This window comes from Geodermatophilus sp. URMC 65, from assembly GCF_053502545.1.
On record NZ_CP199954.1, the window covers coordinates 4,081,007 to 4,096,960 of the forward strand.

14 protein-coding genes are annotated in these 15,954 nt (G+C 75.4%); 8 read left to right on the forward strand and 6 right to left on the reverse strand.

The window, feature by feature from the left end; translation table 11 throughout:
- Positions 1-58 precede the first annotated feature (58 nt).
- Positions 59-1,378 carry an MFS transporter gene (locus ACWIX7_RS19800; protein ID WP_448618120.1) on the forward strand — a complete coding sequence of 440 codons (1,320 nt, stop codon included), beginning with the start codon at positions 59-61 and terminating at the stop codon, positions 1,376-1,378.
- A 12-nt stretch (positions 1,379-1,390) separates the two neighbouring features.
- On the opposite strand, the gene ACWIX7_RS19805 is transcribed toward ACWIX7_RS19800, so the two are convergent.
- From ACWIX7_RS19805 to ppk2, 4 genes are read right to left on the reverse strand one after another with little or no spacing between them, the layout of a single operon-like run.
- Entirely contained in the window at positions 1,391-1,726 is a 336-nt protein-coding gene (locus ACWIX7_RS19805; protein WP_448618121.1) for a hypothetical protein, read from the reverse strand.
- A gap of 54 nt (positions 1,727-1,780) precedes the next feature.
- Positions 1,781-3,403, reverse strand: a complete 1,623-nt coding sequence (locus ACWIX7_RS19810; protein WP_448618122.1) for a GMC family oxidoreductase — start codon at positions 3,401-3,403, stop codon at positions 1,781-1,783.
- Complete coding sequence (locus tag ACWIX7_RS19815; RefSeq protein WP_448618123.1) at positions 3,400-4,911, reverse strand: aldehyde dehydrogenase family protein; 1,512 nt, start codon at positions 4,909-4,911, stop codon at positions 3,400-3,402. The genes ACWIX7_RS19810 and ACWIX7_RS19815 overlap by 4 nt, the downstream gene beginning before the upstream one ends.
- 46 nt (positions 4,912-4,957) lie before the next feature.
- Positions 4,958-5,890 carry a polyphosphate kinase 2 gene (gene ppk2 / locus ACWIX7_RS19820; RefSeq protein ID WP_448618124.1) on the reverse strand — a complete coding sequence of 311 codons (933 nt, stop codon included), beginning with the start codon at positions 5,888-5,890 and terminating at the stop codon, positions 4,958-4,960.
- A gap of 41 nt (positions 5,891-5,931) precedes the next feature.
- On the opposite strand from ppk2, the gene ACWIX7_RS19825 reads away from it, so the two are divergent.
- On the forward strand, positions 5,932-8,916 hold the full coding sequence (locus ACWIX7_RS19825) for a sacsin N-terminal ATP-binding-like domain-containing protein (protein WP_448618125.1): 2,985 nt from the start codon (positions 5,932-5,934) through the stop codon (positions 8,914-8,916).
- Between the two features lie 82 nt (positions 8,917-8,998).
- On the opposite strand, the gene ACWIX7_RS19830 is transcribed toward ACWIX7_RS19825, so the two are convergent.
- On the reverse strand, positions 8,999-9,364 hold the full coding sequence (locus ACWIX7_RS19830) for a hypothetical protein (RefSeq protein WP_448618126.1): 366 nt from the start codon (positions 9,362-9,364) through the stop codon (positions 8,999-9,001).
- Positions 9,365-9,573: 209 nt separating this feature from the next.
- Positions 9,574-9,867, reverse strand: a complete 294-nt coding sequence (locus ACWIX7_RS19835; RefSeq protein ID WP_448618127.1) for a hypothetical protein — start codon at positions 9,865-9,867, stop codon at positions 9,574-9,576.
- A gap of 228 nt (positions 9,868-10,095) precedes the next feature.
- Between ACWIX7_RS19835 and ACWIX7_RS19840 the strand changes: the two genes are divergently transcribed.
- The 6 genes from ACWIX7_RS19840 to ACWIX7_RS19865 all read left to right on the forward strand — a co-directional run bounded on the left by ACWIX7_RS19840 (position 10,096) and on the right by ACWIX7_RS19865 (position 15,857).
- Positions 10,096-10,461, forward strand: a complete 366-nt coding sequence (locus ACWIX7_RS19840) for an STAS domain-containing protein (RefSeq protein WP_448618128.1) — start codon at positions 10,096-10,098, stop codon at positions 10,459-10,461.
- A 373-nt stretch (positions 10,462-10,834) separates the two neighbouring features.
- Complete coding sequence (locus tag ACWIX7_RS19845; RefSeq protein ID WP_448618129.1) at positions 10,835-11,623, forward strand: ABC transporter ATP-binding protein; 789 nt, start codon at positions 10,835-10,837, stop codon at positions 11,621-11,623.
- The gene (locus tag ACWIX7_RS19850; RefSeq protein WP_448618130.1) at positions 11,611-12,477 is read left to right on the forward strand and encodes an ABC transporter ATP-binding protein; all 867 of its coding nucleotides are present in this window, start codon (positions 11,611-11,613) and stop codon (positions 12,475-12,477) included. The genes ACWIX7_RS19845 and ACWIX7_RS19850 overlap by 13 nt, the downstream gene beginning before the upstream one ends.
- Positions 12,474-13,364 (forward strand): branched-chain amino acid ABC transporter permease, encoded by an 891-nt coding sequence (locus tag ACWIX7_RS19855; protein WP_448618131.1) that lies wholly within the window; start codon positions 12,474-12,476, stop codon positions 13,362-13,364. The genes ACWIX7_RS19850 and ACWIX7_RS19855 overlap by 4 nt, the downstream gene beginning before the upstream one ends.
- Complete coding sequence (locus ACWIX7_RS19860) at positions 13,357-14,610, forward strand: branched-chain amino acid ABC transporter permease (protein ID WP_448618132.1); 1,254 nt, start codon at positions 13,357-13,359, stop codon at positions 14,608-14,610. Before ACWIX7_RS19855 ends, ACWIX7_RS19860 begins: the two co-directional genes overlap by 8 nt.
- Positions 14,607-15,857 carry an ABC transporter substrate-binding protein gene (locus ACWIX7_RS19865; protein ID WP_448618133.1) on the forward strand — a complete coding sequence of 417 codons (1,251 nt, stop codon included), beginning with the start codon at positions 14,607-14,609 and terminating at the stop codon, positions 15,855-15,857. Before ACWIX7_RS19860 ends, ACWIX7_RS19865 begins: the two co-directional genes overlap by 4 nt.
- The last annotated feature ends 97 nt before the right edge of the window (positions 15,858-15,954 follow it).

Consider the following 15,954-nt stretch of genomic DNA (forward strand, 5'->3'; position numbering starts at 1 on the left):
ACGTACTGGCCTCCCGGCCACTGTCCGGTCGTCCGCCGCGTCCGCCATGCTCTCCGTCGTGACGAGCACCGCCGCGCCGCGCACGTACCGCGTCCACCCCGCCTGGTGGGTCGCCGCGGTGACCTTCCTGGCCCTGGTCGGCGCCGCGGCGTTCCGGGCGGTGCCCGGAGTGCTCATCGAGCCGCTGCGCGCGGAGTTCGGCTGGTCGGTCACGACGATCTCGGCCGCAGTCGCGGTCAACATGGCGCTCTACGGGCTGACCGCGCCGTTCGCCGCCGCGCTGATGGAGCGCTTCGGCATCCGCCGGGTCGTCGTCGCGGCGCTGCTGCTGACCGCCACCGGCAGCGGGCTGACCGTCTTCATGACCACGAGCTGGCAGCTGGTGCTGCTGTGGGGCTTCCTCGTGGGTCTGGGCACCGGGTCGATGGCGCTGTCGCTGGTGGCGACGGTGACCGGCCGCTGGTTCGTGGCCCGCCGCGGCCTGGTGTCGGGGATCCTCACCGCGGGCGGGGCGACCGGGCAGCTGGTGTTCCTGCCCCTCGTCGCGGCGGCCGACGCGGCCTGGGGCTGGCGTTCGGCGTCGCTGGGCACCACCGCGGCCGCGCTGGCAGTCGTCCCCCTGGTGCTGTGGCTGCTGCGCGACCGGCCGCGCGACGTGGGCGTCGTCCCCTACGGCGGGACGGCGGCCGACGACGCCGACCCGGTGCGCACCGGCGCCGCGCGGACGGCGCTGCGCGGGCTCCTCTCCGGCGCGCGGACGGTCCCGTTCTGGCTGCTGGCCGGCGGGTTCTTCATCTGCGGGCTGTCGACCAACGGGCTGGTGCAGCCGCACTTCATCCCGGCCGCGCACGACCACGGCATGCCGATCACCACGGCGGCCGGGCTGCTCGCCGTCGTCGGGGTCTTCGACATCGCCGGGACGGTGCTGTCGGGCTGGCTGACCGACCGCACCGACCCGCGGCTGCTCCTGCTGGCCTACTACGGCCTGCGCGGGCTGTCGCTGTTCCTGCTGCCGGCCCTCTTCGGGCCCGACCTGCACGTCAGCATGGTCGCGTTCATCGTCTTCTACGGCCTGGACTGGGTGGCCACCGTGCCGCCGACCCTGGCGCTGTGCCGCGAGTTCTTCGGCCCCCGGGCGCCGGTGGTGTTCGGCTGGGTGTTCGCCTCGCACCAGGTCGGGTCGGCGTTCGCGGCCTTCGGCGGCGGCGTGATCCGCGACGTGACCGGCTCCTACGACCTGGCCTGGTTCCTCGCCGGCGCGCTGTGCATCGCCGCGGCGGCCATGTCGTTCCTCATCCCGCGCACCCCGCAGCCCGCCGTCGACACGGCGCTGCCGACCGACCGCGAGGAGGCCGCCGCCGCCCAGGCCCACGGCTGAGCCGCCGGCGTCTCAGGACGTGCGCGGGAGCGAGCCCGTCCCGTCGGCGGTGACCGCGTGGCGGCGCTCGGGACGGCGCCGCTCGGCGGCCAGGCCCTCGGAGAAGCCGTGGGCGTACCAGAGGGGCGCGTTCACCCGGAGGCCGCTCGGGGGAGCACCCGGCCGGTCGGCCCACAGGAGACGGGCGAACTCCTCCGGCTCGCGGCCCCGGCAGTACGTCGACCGCGGGACGACCGAGCCCGCCGGTTCGACCTGCGCGGCGAGACCGCCGTCCGCGCGGCCGAGCGAGTGGGCTGCCTCGAGCAGCTGGAGGTAGGGCCACGACAGGGGCGCTCGTCCGGTGCTCACACCCGTCCGAGCGTCGAGGCCCCCCGACGGATACACCGGGCCAGGAGTCCTCCCTCAGGCGGTACCGGTGAGGGCGGGGTCAACGGTGCGGCCGGTGATCAGGTCGGCCGCCCGCTCGGCGATCATGATCGTCGGGGCGTTGGTGTTGCCGCGCACCAGCGTCGGCATCACCGAGGCGTCGACCACCCGCAGCCCGTCGACGCCGTGCACCCGCAGCGTGGAGTCGACCACCGCGTCGTCGTCGGTGCCCATCCGGCACGAGGACACCGGGTGGTACAGCGACTCGAGCGTGTCGCGCACCGCCTGACGCAGCCCCTCCCGGGAGTGCACCGTGCCGCCGGGGGACCACTCCTCGGCCAGGACGGCGGCCAACGGGCCGGTCGACGCGATCTCGCGCGCCTTCTCGATCCCGCACACCAGCGCGTCGAGGTCGCGCTCGTCGGTGAGGTGACCGGCGTCGATGGCCGGCGCCCAGGTCGGGTCGGCCGAGCGCAGCCGCACCGAGCCGCGGGAGTGCACCCGCACCAGGACGGCGGCGGCGGTGAACGCGTCGACGTCGGGGTCGACCTCCGCCTGCCGCCAGAACTTGACCGGCAGGAAGTGGTACTGCAGGTCGGGCTCGGCCAGGTCCGGGCGCGAGCGGGTGAACAGCCCGGCCTCGGCCAGGTTCGAGGTCAGCGGACCGCGGCGGGCGCCGAACCAGCGCGCGTAGCCCGACGGCGACTCCGCCCGGGACAGCGACCTCCCCGACCGGGTGTGCCAGACGACCGGCACCAGCGGGTGGTCCTGCAGGCCGCCGCCGACCCCGGGCAGGTCGTGCACGACGTCGACCCCGACCTCGCGCAGGTGCGCTCCCGGCCCGATGCCGGAGAGCATCAGCAGCTGCGGCGAGTTGACCGCCCCGCCGGCCAGCACCACCTCGGCCGCGGCGTGCGCGGTGCGGGTCCGCCCGCCGGACCGGTACTCGACGCCGGTGGCCCGCCCGCCGGAGACGAGCACCCGGGTGGTCAGCGCGCCGGTCCGCACGGTCAGGTTGGGCCGGCCGGCGGCCGGGTGCAGGTAGGCGTCGGCGGCCGACCAACGGCGGCCGCGGCGCTGGGTGAGCTGGTAGAGCCCGACGCCCTCCTGGGCTTCGCCGTTGAAGTCGTCGTTGCGCCGGTACCCGGCGGCGAGCGCGGACGCCACGGCCGCCCGCGACCAGGCGTGCGGCGACCGCGGGTCCTCCACCCGCAGCGGCCCGCCGACGCCGTGGAAGCGGTCGGCACCGCGGGCGTTGTCCTCCATCCGGCGGAACAGCGGCAGCACGTGCTCGTAGGACCACGACGGGTCGCCGGTCAGCTCGGCCCACTCGTCGTAGTCGCACGAGCTCCCCCGGACGTAGATCATCGCGTTGATCGACGACGACCCGCCCAGCAGCTTGCCCCGCGGCCAGAACAGCCGCCGTCCGCCCAGGCCCGGCTGGGGCTCGGTCGTGTAGTTCCAGTCCCGCCGGGTGCGCCAGACCTTGTACAGCGCGGCCGGGACCTGCACCTCCAGGAGGTCGTCGGAGCCGCCGGCCTCCAGCAGCAGCACCCGCAGCGCCGGGTCCTCGGAGAGCCGCCCGGCCAGCGCGCAGCCGGCCGAACCCGCGCCGACGACGACGACGTCGAACTCCTCGCCGCCCACGGAGGCGGTCACCTGTGCCGCCCGTGCACGAGGCTCACGACCCGGGCGAGGGCGTCGGCGGCCGCGGCCGGCCGGGCGAAGCTCATCAGGTCCACCGGCAGCCCGAAGCGCCGGCGGGTGATGGCCTTGGCGCGGGTGAACTCGCGCAGCCCGTCCTCGCCGTGGATCCGGCCGAAGCCGCTCTCGCCCACGCCGCCGAAGGGCAGCGCCGGCACCGAGGCGAAGGTGAGCACCGAGTTCACCGACGTCATCCCGCTCCTCATCCGGCGGGCGAGGTCCATGGCCCGGGCCCTCGACCGGGAGAAGACCGCGCCGGCCAGGCCGTGGGCGTTGGCGTTGGTGCGCTCCAGCGCCTCCTCGGCGTCGCGCACCCGGGTGATGGTCAGCGTCGGGCCGAAGGTCTCCTCGCGCACCGCCGCAGAGGTCTCGGGGACGTCGAGCAGCACCGTCGGCGCCACCATGCGGCCCTCGACCGTGCCCCCGGCCGCGACCCGGCCGCCCGCCGCGACCGCGTCGTCCACGTGCCGGCGGACGACGTCGGTCTGCGAGGCCATCGTCATCGGGCCGTACGCGGCCCCGCCGTCGGTGCCCGGGCGCAGCCCGCGCACCTTCTCGGTCACCTCGGCGACGAAGGCGTCGTACACCCGCTCGGTGGCGTAGACCCGCTCGATGCCGATGCAGGTCTGCCCGGCGTTGCTCATCGCGCCCCACACGGCGGCGTCGGCCGCGGCGGCCACGTCGGCATCGTCGTCGACGATCATCGCGTCCTTGCCGCCGAGCTCCATGAGGACCGGCGTGAGGGTCTCGGCGCACGCGGCCATGACCCTCCGGCCGGTGGGAGCCGAGCCGGTGAAGGCCAGCTTGCCCACACCCGCGCGGCACAGTGCCGCGCCGGTCTCCCCGAGGCCGGTGACGACCTGCAGGGCGTCCGGGACGTCGGGGACGGCGGCCCGCCAGGCGTCGGCCAGCCACGTGCCCACGGCCGGCGTGTGCTCGGAGGGCTTGAAGACGACGGCGTTGCCGGCTGCCAGCGCGTAGGCGATCGAGCCCATCGGCGTGAACACCGGGTAGTTCCACGGGCCGATCACGCCGACGACGCCGAGCGGCTGGTACTCCAGCCACGCCGCGTGGTTGGCCGCCAGCAGGCCCGGGCTGACCCGGCGCGGGCCGAGCACCTTGCGGGCGTGGGTGGCGGCCCAGGCGAGGTGGTCGACGGTGAGGGTGATCTCGAGGATCGCGTCGGCGTGCGGCTTGCCGTTCTCCCGGTGCACCAGGTCGGCCAGCTCGTGCACCCGGCGGGCGAGGTAGCCGCGGTAGGCCGCCAGCCGCGTCCGGCGCCCGTCGAAGCCGTGGTCGGCCCACGTCGCGGCGGCGGCGCGGGCACGGTCCACCGCCGCGCGGACGTCGTCCTCCCCGTGCACGGGGAACACACCGACGACCGCGCCCGTGGCGGGCGCGGTCGACTCGAACGTCTCGGCGGCGGGGCTCCCGGCGCCGCCCCTCTGCTCCGCGAGCGACATGGGACGCAGGTTACCCGCCGGTAGCTGCCGCGGACGGCGACGACCGTCAGCGGGCCGAGGCCAGCTCCTCCCGCTCGAGCGCCTCGCGGTCGGACTCCAGGACGTCGGCCGCGGCCACGACGATGTTGGGGTCCGGTCGGCCGACGACCGCCTCGTCCTTGCCCTCGTAGGGCATGGAGTACAGGACGTGGCGCAGCGCCTCCAGCCGGGCCCGCTTCTTGTCGTTGCTCTTGATCACCGTCCAGGGCGCGTGGTCGGTGTCCGTGGCGGCGAACATCGCCTCCTTCGCCGCGGTGTAGTCGTCCCAGTGGTCCAGCGAGGCCAGGTCGGTGGGCGAGAGCTTCCACTGCCGCACGGGGTCGATCCGCCGGACGATGAAGCGGGTGCGCTGTTCGCGCCGGGACACCGAGAACCAGAACTTCACCAGCCGGATGCCGCTGTCGACGAGCATCCGCTCGAACTCCGGCGCCTGGCGCATGAACCGCTGGTACTGCTCGTCGGTGCAGAAGCCCATCACCCGTTCCACGCCGGCGCGGTTGTACCAGGACCGGTCGAACAGGGCGATCTCCCCGGCGGCCGGGAGGTACTGCACGTAGCGCTGGAAGTACCACTGGGTCTGCTCGCGCTCCGACGGCTTGTCCAGCGCGATCACCCTGGTGCCGCGGGGGTTGAGGTGCTCGGTGAAGCGCTTGATCGTGCCGCCCTTGCCCGCGGCGTCGCGCCCCTCGAAGAGGACCACCAGCTGCTGGCCGGTCTCCTTCACCCAGCCCTGCAGCCGCAGCAGCTGGATCTGCAGCCGGCGCTTCTCCCGCTCGTACTCCTTGCGCGGCAGCCGCTCGCTGTACGGGTAGCCCTCCCGCCAGGTCTCCACCCGCCTGCCGTCCGGGCCGAACAGCTCGCCGTCGTCGTCCCAGTCCTCGTCGGAGTCGTCGTCGGGGAGGGCCTGCAACCGGTACTGGGACACGTCGATCTCGGACACGCACTCGGGGTACCCCACTGGGCCGCTGCCATGCTGGCCGGGTGTCCGACCCCTTCGACACCGCCGAGCTGCGCCGGCGGGTGCTCGCGGCCTGGGCCGGCTCCCCGGCCCGCTTCCGCGAGGACGCCAACGCCGAGGAGGACCTCGTCCGCGGCGGCTACCGCGACCGGCTGCTGGTCGAGCTGGCGCAGAACGCGGCCGACGCCGCCGCCCGGGCCGGCGTGCCGGGCCGGCTGCGGCTCGAGCTGGCCGAGGACGGCGCCGGGGGAGAGGTGCTGCGGGCGGCCAACACCGGCGCCCCGCTCGACGCCGCCGGGGTGCAGGGCCTGGCGACGCTGCGCGCGTCGGCCAAGCGCGACGCGCCGTCGGCCGTCGGCCGCTTCGGGGTCGGCTTCGCCGCGGTGCTCGCGGTCACCGACGAGCCGGCGGTGCACTCCACCACCGGCGGGGTCGCGTTCAGCGCCGACCGCACCCGCGCCGAGGTCGCCGGCATCGGCGCGCTGACCGACGAGGTGGCCCGCCGGGACGGCGCGGTGCCGGTGCTGCGGCTGCCCTGGCCGGCCGAGGGGACCCCGCCCGAGGGCTTCGCCACCGAGGTGGTGCTGCCGCTGCGCGCCGGGTCGCGGGCCGCCGTCCGGGCCGCGCTCGAGGAGCTCGAGGCCGAGCTGCTGCTCGCACTGCCCGGCCTCGCCGGGATCGACGTCGTCCTCGACGGCACGGTGCGGTCCCTGGGGGTGCGGTACACGGACGCGCGGGCGCAGCTGACCGACGGCGACCGGACGACGACCTGGCGGCTCGAGCGGCGGGACGGCCTGCTGCCGGAGGAGCTGCTCGCCGGCCGGCCGGTCGAGGAGCGGCAGCGCCGCGCCTGGTCGCTCACCTGGGCGGTGCCGCTGGACGACGACGGCCGCCCGGTGCCCCTGCCGCTGCCGCAGCGGGTGCACGGCCCGACGCCCAGCGACGAGCCGCTGACCCTGCCCGTCCGGCTGATCGCCCCCTTCCCGCTGGGGCCCGACCGGCGCCACGTGCTGCCCGGGCCGGTCACCGACGCGCTGGTGGCCGAGACGGCCGGCGCCTACGCCGACCTGCTCGCGGGGCTGGCCGACGACGCTGCCGTGCTCGCGCTGGTGCCGCGCGTCGGGCTGGCCGGCGCCGAGCTGGACGCCGCCCTGTGCACCGCGGCGCTGGAGCGGCTGCGCGAGGCGGCGTGGCTGCCGGTGGCCGGGGCGGAGGGCGACCGCCAGCCGCCCGGCCGGGCCGCGGCGCTCGCCGAGCCGACCGAGGAGCGGGTGGCCGCGCTGACCGGCGTCCTGCCCGGGCTGCTGCCGGCGGCCTGGGCCGGCCGCGGCGACCTGCCCGCGCTCGCCGCGCTCGGGGTGCGCCGGGTCGGCACCGCCGAGGCGGTGGAGGCGGTCCGCGGGGTCGCCCGGCCGCCGGCGTGGTGGGCGCGGCTCTACGCCGCCCTGGACGGCGCCGAGCGCGAGGAGCTGGCCGCGCTGCCGGTGCCGCTCGCCGACGGCCGCACCGCGCACGGGCCGTCGGGGGTGCTGCTGCCCGACGCGGGGCTGCCGGTGGCGCGACTGGGTCCGCTCGGGCTGCGGGTGGCCGATCCGGACGCCGTCGCCCCGCCCGCCGCCCGCCGGCTGCTGGAGCGGCTCGGCGCCCGCCCCGCGACCGCCGCCGCGGTGCTCGACGACCCGCAGGTGCGGACGGCGGTCGAGGCCTCGGTCGACGCCGCCGACGACGGCTGGGACACCGACCGCGACCCGGGCGCGTTCGCCGACGCCGTCCTGGCGCTGGTCGCCGCGGCCGGTCCCGCGCCCGGGGAGCTGCCGTGGCTGGCCGAGCTGGCGCTGCCCGACGCCGACGGCGGCTGGACGCCGGCGGGGGAGCTGGTGCTGCCCGGGTCGCGCTTCGCCGCCGCGCTGGCCGACGGGGCACTGGGGACGCTGGACCCCGCGGTGGACGCCGACCCGGACGTGCTGCGCGCCGTGGGCGTGCTCGACGGCTTCGCGCTGGTGTCCGCCGAGGACCCCGACGACCTCGACGTCGACGGGGCCCAGGACTGGGCCGACGCCGTCCTCGACCGGCTGCCCGCCGATGCGCCCGCGCCGTCCTGGCCGCCGCTGACCGCGGTCCGGGACCTGGAACTGGTCGCCGACTGGACCCGGGCGCTGCCGCTGCTGGCCGAGCTGCCCGCGCAGGCGTGGGCCGACGTCGTCCTCGACGGCGTGCCCGTGCCCGGCTACCTGCGCTGGTGGCTGGCGACCCACCCGGTGCTCGACGGGCGGCGTCCGGACCGGCTGCGGCACCCGGCCGCGGCGGAGCTGCGGGGACTGTACGAACCGGCCGACGCCGCGCCTGCGCTGCTCGACCTGCTGCGGCCACCGGCCTCGGTGGAGGACGTCCTGGCCGACGTCGACGGCGCGCTGGACCTGCTCGACCGGCTCGGCGACCCGCGCCGGACCGTCGCCCCGGCGGTGCTGCGCACCGTGCACGCCCGGCTCGCCGCGGCGCTGGACGGCGTCGACGTGGACCCGCCGGACCGGGTGCGCGTGGCCCCGGACCGCGTGGTGCCCGCCGCGGAGGCCGTCGTCCTCGACGCGCCGTGGTCCCTGCCACTGGTCGACTCCGCACTCGTGCCCGCGGGCGGGGCGCCCGGGCCGGTCGCCGACCTGCTGGACCTGCCGCTGGCCGGCGAGGTGGTCCGGGCGCGGGTGGAGAGCCGCCCGGCGCGCACCGTGCGCTGGGCCGACGTCCCGGGGGCGGGGCTGGCCGCCGCTCGGCTGGGCGTGACCGAGCTGTCCGGCGAGGTCGCCGTCCACGAGCCGCTGCGGGCCGGTGGCCGGGCGGTGCCGTGGTGGCCGGGGAACGGGGTCGACCACGTCGACGGCACACCGGACGCGCTCGGGCGGGCGCTGGCCTGGCGGTCGGAGGCGTGGCCGCTGCGCCAGGCGCTGGCCGAGGCGTTCGCGCACCCCGACCGCGCCGCCGCGCTCGCCGCCGAGGACGCCGTCGGCCCGTGAGGTGGGACCGACGGCGCCTCCCGTCGGCCCCTTGCAGGGTCCCGCCGCGAGCTCGCGAGTGGCGGGGGGCGGGGGGCCTCTTTCACTGGCCCCAGCGCGGGATGGCGTGCGCGCCCGGTGCGTGCCCGTGCGCCGACGGTCGGCCGCTGCGCCCGCCGGCCGCGGCGGGCCCCGGGAGGTGCCCGGCCGCGGCGTAGCAGCGGTGCAGTGACAGCCACTGCTCGGCGGTCAGGTCGGCGGCGCGGGTGGTGGGGCGCAGGCCCTCCGACCGCAGCCACCGGGCGCCGGCCGTGCCGGGCAGGACGGCGCGCAGCGCGGCGCCGAGGGCAGCGCCGGGGCGGGCGAGGACCGCGTGCGCCAGGCGGTCGAGGTCGGCCGCCTCGGCCTCGGGGAGGGCGGCGCGGGCGGTGGCGGGTGCGCCGTCGAGGGCGCGGTGCGGGCGTGACAAGGCAGACCTCCGGAGGAGGGCAGGGCTGCGCGACCGGCAGCCGGGGGACAGCGGGGAGGAGGCGCCGGCGCAGGAGGACGGCGCGGACGGCGGGGAGCACGTGCTCGACCCGCGGGGCGTCACGAGGGACGGGTCAGGACCGCATGGGGACGACGCTACGGACGCGCCGCGGCGCCGTCGACCGGATTACCGGAGCGCCGCCGACCGGCTCACCGGCCGGCTCCGCGCTCCGCCTTGCGTCGCTGGTGGGCCTCCCAGCGGGCGCGGTCGCGGGCCCGGGCGTCCTTCGTCCTCTCCCGGCGCTCGGCGCGCCGACGGGCCCGGGCGAGCTCGCGCTGCTCGAAGGAGGGGTGCTGCTCCCAGCCGCTGGACAGCACCGCGACGCCCCAGAGGCACAGGCCGACGATGACCAGGAAGGAGGCGAGGATCGGGTCGAGCAGCAGGAAGGCGGCGATCGAGCCGACCAGCCAGACCCCACCCCACCCGATCAGTCGCCGCGCCACGCCGTCCAGTATCCCCGTCCGGGAGCGGACCGGGTCGCCCCACCCGGTGGGGTCCGGGGTCGCCGGACCCCGACTCCCCGGCAGGCCTTGATATCGGTGTCGGAGATCCCTACCGTCGGGGATAGCGGTTCAACAGTCAGCCGCGGCACCTGATGCCGGACTCCGCGTCGTGCCACGGCTGTCGTCGTGGTCCTCCGCACGGGTTCGCCTACCTCTGAGAGGCGCACCGTGACCGCTGCTCCCGTTCCCGACCTGGTCTCCATCGACGTGACCGGTTCCACCGACACCGGCGTCCTGCTCACCGTCACCGGCGAGGTCGACTCGTCCACCGCTCCGCAGCTGCGCGAGGTCCTGGACACCGCCTTCGCCGACGGCGTCCGGACGCTCACGGTCGACCTCGACGCCGTGACGTTCCTGGACTCCGCCGGCCTCTGCGTGCTCGCCGGCGCGCACCGCCGCGCGACCGAGGCCGGCGTCGCCCTCCGGGTGATCGTCTCCAGCCGGGCGGTCGTCCGGCCGCTGCAGATCACCGGCCTCTACGACCTGCTCGCCGTCGAGCAGCCCGCGTCCAGCGCAGGAGTCGGCGCGGCCTGAGAGAGGACCCCCTGCCCCCACCACTCGCAGGCTCGCGGCGGGGCCCTGCAGGGAGGCCGTCCAGCACGTCACCAGGCTCGCGGCGGGGCCCGGAACGAGACCGCCGAGTCCACTGAGCACCCCAGGGACCCGCTCTGCGGCGGGTCCCTGGTGCTGTCCGGAAGTTGCGATGCGCAACCCATTTGCTGTGGTGGGGAGCCCGTCGCGAGCCGAGGTCACCTGCTGATCACGATCTGCGTGGTCAGTGCACGGATCGGCGCGCCGTGCCCTTACAGTGTCCGGCCATGTGCCCTGCATCACAGACCGATGCCGTTCCGCGGCGCGCTGACCGGCCGCTGCCGGCCGCCTCGCTCGGAACCGCGGAGCGGCCCGCATGCTGAGCATCGACTCGCTGCGGGTGACCTACGGCGGCGCCGTCGAAGCCGTGCGCGGCGTGACCATGGAGGTCCCCGACGGCAAGGTCGTCGCGGTCCTCGGCAGCAACGGCGCCGGCAAGAGCACGCTGCTCCGGACCATCTCCGGGACGCTGCGGCTGCACCGTGGCCGCGTGGACGAGGGCTCGGTGCAGTTCGACGGCGACGTCCTCACCGGCCGCGACCCCGGGCAGATCGTCCGCCGGGGCGTGGTCCAGGTACCGGAGGGCCGGCGGATCTTCGGCCGGCTCACCGTCGAGGAGAACCTGCGCGCCGGCGGGATGGGCAACCGGGACCGCGCCGCCAAGGCCGCCGCGCACGCCCGGGTGCACGACCTGTTCCCCGTGCTGGCCGAGCGCAGCGGCCAGCGGGCGGGGCTGCTCTCCGGCGGTGAGCAGCAGATGCTGGCCATCGGCCGGGCGCTCATGGCCAGCCCCAGGCTGCTGCTGCTCGACGAGCCCTCGCTGGGGCTGGCCCCGCGGGTGATCGGCCAGATCGGCGAGGTCGTCGCCGAGATCAACCGGCAGGGCACCTCGGTGCTGCTGGTCGAGCAGAACGCCACGATGGCGCTGGGCGTGGCCGACCTGGCCTACGTCCTCGACGTCGGCCGGGTGTCCCTGTCCGGGCCGGCCGAGGAGCTGGCCCGCACCGACGAGGTGCAGCGGCTCTACCTCGGCCACGGCGACCCGGCGGCCTCCGGGCCGGTCGGCCGCCACTCGCGCCGCACGCTCTCGCGGTGGACGGCGTGACCGCGGCCGCGACCGAGACCCGGCCCGACGTCCCGCCGGTCGAGGTCGAGCACGTCAGCGTCCGCTTCGGGGCCATCCAGGCGCTCAACGACGTCTCCTTCACCGTCGCGCCGGGGACCATCCACGCGGTCATCGGGCCCAACGGCGCCGGCAAGTCGACGATGTTCAACGTCCTCTCCGGCGTCTACAAGGCCGCCTCCGGGGAGGTTCGGTTCGGCGACGTTCGGCTCGACCGGATGCGCCCGTTCCAGATCGCCGGGTTCGGCGTGGCCCGCGCGTTCCAGAACATCGCCCTCTCCGGCGCCCAGTCGGTGGCCGAGAACCTCATGCTCGGCCGCCACCACCTCACCAAGGCCGGGTTCCTCTCCTCCGGGCTGCGGCTGCCCCGCGCCACCCGGGAGGGGAAGGTCCACGGCGAGCGGATCCGGGAGATCGCCGAGTTCCTCGACCTCGGCGACAAGCTGCAGACCCCCGTCGGCGTGCTGTCCTACGGCGACCAGAAGCGGGTCGAGGTGGCCCGGGCGCTGTGCACCGAGCCGCGCCTGCTGCTGCTCGACGAGCCGGTGGCCGGGATGAACGCCGAGGAGACCAGCCGGATGGCCGAGGCCATCCGGGAGATCCGCTCGGCGCTGGGCATCTCGATCGTCCTCGTCGAACACGACATGGGGATGGTCATGGCCCTGGCCGACCGGGTCACCGTCCTGGACTTCGGACGCCGGATCGCCGACGGGACCCCGGCCCAGGTGCAGGCCGACCCCGAGGTCATCCGCGCCTACCTGGGCTCCGGCGACGACCAGGGGCCGGCCGAGGCCGCTGCCCACCACACCACCGAGACGCCAGGGACGACCTCGTGACCCAGTTCCTCTCGCTCCTGCTCAACGGGTTGTCGCTCGGCGCCATCTACGCGCTGATCGCGCTCGGCTTCGTGATCATCTTCAAGGCCAGCGAGGTCGTGAGCTTCACCCACGGCTCGCTGCTGCTGCTCGGCGCGTACTCGATCGCGCGGCTGTCCGAGCCGCTGGGCTTCCTCGGCGCGGTGCTCGTCGGCCTGGTGATCACCGCGCTGGCCGCGTTCCTCATCGAGCGCTTCATCATCAACCGCCTGCGCGGCGCGCCCGTGATCAGCCTGGCGATCGTCACCATCGGCGTCGACATCATCCTGCTGACCGAGCTGATCCGGCGGATCGGCCCGGACATCCTCAACGTGCCGCACCCGTGGGGCGGGGAGTCGGTCCGCATCGGCGGCATCGGGATCACCCAGAACCGGCTGATCGCCATGGTCGTCGCCGGCGTCCTGATCGTGCTGTTCTTCGTGGCCTTCAAGTACTCGAGCTGGGGCGTCGCCATGCGTGCCTCGGCCGAGGACGGCGAGACTGCGGCGCTGATGGGCATCCGGCAGGGCCGGGTCTCCGCGCTGGCCTGGGTCGTCGCCGGCGTCCTCGCCGGGGTGGCCGCGCTGTTCCTGGTCGGCAGCCCGACCCCGGGCGTCAGCTCGGCGGTGTACGCCACGGCGCTGCGGGCCTTCCCGGCGGCCATCCTCGGGGGCCTGGACTCCACCGGCGGCGCGCTGGTGGGCGGACTGCTCATCGGGCTCGCGGAGTCCTTCGCCGCCGGCTACCAGGAGAACCTGCTGTTCCTCGGCCGCGGCTTCGGCGAGGTCGTCCCCTACGTCGTGATGATCGCCGTCCTGCTCGTCCGGCCCTCGGGGCTCTTCGGCACCAAGGAGCTGACCCGTGTCTGAGCAGACCGTCTCCCGACCGTCGGGGGCCTCCCGCGCGGGGTCGTCCACACCGGCCCGGCAGGCCCCGGCCCGCCGTCGTCCCGGCACCGTGGCCAAGTGGGTGCTGATCGCCGCGCTGCTGGTGTTCCTGCTGGTCTTCCCGCTGTACTTCGACGAGTTCTGGTTGCGCACCGGCTTCGCGGTGTTCGGCGCCGCCATCGGCGCCATCGGCCTGAACCTGCTCGTGGGCACCACCGGCCAGCTGTCCCTGGCACACGCCTTCTTCCTCGCCGTCGGCGCGGTCAGCTACACCTACATCTCGGGGGAGTCCGGCGGGCTCGGCACCCGGGCCGCACTGCAGGGGCTGGGCCTGCCGCCGGTCGTCGGCATGGTCGTCGGCGTCCTGCTCGCCGGGCTGGCCGGGCTCATCTTCAGCCCGATCGCGGCGCGGCTGCGGGGCATCTACCTCGGTGTCGCCTCGCTGGGGCTGGTCTTCATCGGCGTCCACGTGATCAACACCTGGACGCCGGTGACCGGCGGCTTCAACGGCCGCGCGGCACCGGAGTTCTCGTTGTTCGGCTTCACCTTCGGCAACAGCGACCCGCAGCTGTGGGTGCTGGGCGTGCCGTTCCGGGAGGCCGAGCGGCTGTGGTACCTCGGGCTGGTCCTGGCGCTGGCCGCCTACGTCTTCGCCCGCAACCTGCTGCGCAGCCGGCCCGGCCGGGCGCTGCAGACGCTGCGCGACAGCGAGGTCGCCGCGTCGGTCATGGGCGTCAACGTGCAGGCCTACAAGGCCCGGGTGTTCCTGGTCAGCTCGATGTACGCGGGCCTGTCCGGGGTGCTCTACGCGCTGTCCATCGGCAGCATCGCCCCCGAGTCCTTCACGCTCGTCGTCTCCATCCAGTACCTGGCGATGATCGTGCTGGGCGGGCTGGGCTCGGTGGGCGGCGCGGCGCTGGGCGCGCTGTTCGTCACGGCGCTCCCGCTGCTGTTCCAGCAGTACGCCGACGTGCTGCCGCTGGTCAGCGCACCGGGCCAGGGCGGCATCTCCGCCGGCTTCGCCGCCCGGTTCCTCTACGGCGCCGCGATCATCCTCATCGTCCTGTTCGAGCCCGCCGGCCTGGCCGGCATCGCGCAGCGCCTCACCCAACGCTTCCGCCGGGGCCGTGCGCCCGCCCACGGTGGAGTGACCACCCCACCCCCGGAGCAACCCGGCTCCGCACCGACCCCCTCCGTCCGTCCATCGCAAGGGAGCGACACCAGATGAGAACAGGCAAGGCACTGCGCACGACCACCGCGGTCGCCGCGGCCGTCGTCGTGGCGACCGCCGGCTGCAGCACCAGGGCACCGGAGTCCAGCGGCGGCGGCGGAGGAGGGGGGGAGGGCGGCTCGGGTGGGGAGGTCCTGACCGACGTCGGCATCGAGGGGACGACGATCACCCTCGGCGTCCTCACCGACCTGACGGGCGTGTTCGCCGCGCTCGGCCAGGACATCACCAACGCCAACACGCTGTTCTGGCAGGACAACCAGGTCTGCGACACCTACAGCGTCGAGCTCGACGTCCAGGACACCACCTACGTCCCGCAGACCGGCGTGCAGCTCTACAGCGGCATGGAGCCGAACATCCTGGCGATGCAGCAGACGATCGGCTCGCCGATCAACACCGCGCTGGCCCCCGAGTACGAGTCCGACCAGATCGTCAACTTCCCGTCGGCGTGGGCACGCACGCTCACCGAGATCCCCGGCACCGGGGTCGTGGGCGCCACCTACGACGTCGAGCTGGCCAACGGCTACTCCTACCTGTTCGACCAGGGCCTGCTGCAGGACGGCGACACCGTCGGCCACATCTACTTCGAGGGCGAGTACGGCGAGAACGGCCTGGCCGGCAGCGAGGCGGTGGCCGAGGAGCGCGGGCTGACGATCATCCCCGCGCAGATCAAGTCGGCCGACCAGGACATGACCGCGCAGATCACCCAGTTCGCCGCGGCCGGGGTCGACGCCATCGCCCTGACCGTCGCGCCGACGCAGACCGCCTCGGCGGCCGGCGTGGCGGCGGCCCAGGGGCTCAACGTGCCGATCATCGGCAGCAACCCCGTGTTCGCGCCGGGCCTGCTGCAGGGTCCGGCCGCGCAGGCGCTCAAGGACAACCTGTACGTGGCCAGCCCGGTGTCGGCCTTCGACGCCCAGCCGGAGCTGCTCGCGCAGTACCAGGAGGCCTACCCGAACGTGCAGCCGAGCCTCGGCGTGCTCGTCGGCTACGGCATGAGCGCGATCATGAAGCAGGTCCTCGACGCGGCGTGCGAGAACGGCGACCTCACCCGCGCGGGCGTGGTCAACGCCTTCAACGAGCTGCAGGACGTCGACACCGGCGGCCTCGTCGTCCCGATCGACGGCTTCGAGACCGGACGCTCGCCCAGCCTGCAGAGCTTCATCCTGCGGCCGGCCGACGTCCCGGGTGGCGCCACGGTCGTCCAGGAGGCGTTCGAGGGCGAGTTCGCGGCGGGCCTGCGCTGACCCTGCGGTGAGCCCCCGGCGGCGCCCCCTCCTCCGGGAGGGGGCGCCGTCGCGCGATGGGAGCCGATGGCGGCCGAGCACGAGCACCCGGGGTGAC

Bases quoted from the DNA above. Each gene is read 5' to 3' on its own strand.
- ACWIX7_RS19815 (WP_448618123.1), bottom strand. From the start codon at position 4,911: ATGTCGCTCGCGGAGCAGAGGGGCGGCGCCGGGAGCCCCGCCGCCGAG.
- ACWIX7_RS19845 (WP_448618129.1), top strand. From the start codon at position 10,835: ATGCTGAGCATCGACTCGCTGCGGGTGACCTACGGCGGCGCCGTCGAA.
- ACWIX7_RS19865 (WP_448618133.1), top strand. From the start codon at position 14,607: ATGAGAACAGGCAAGGCACTGCGCACGACCACCGCGGTCGCCGCGGCC.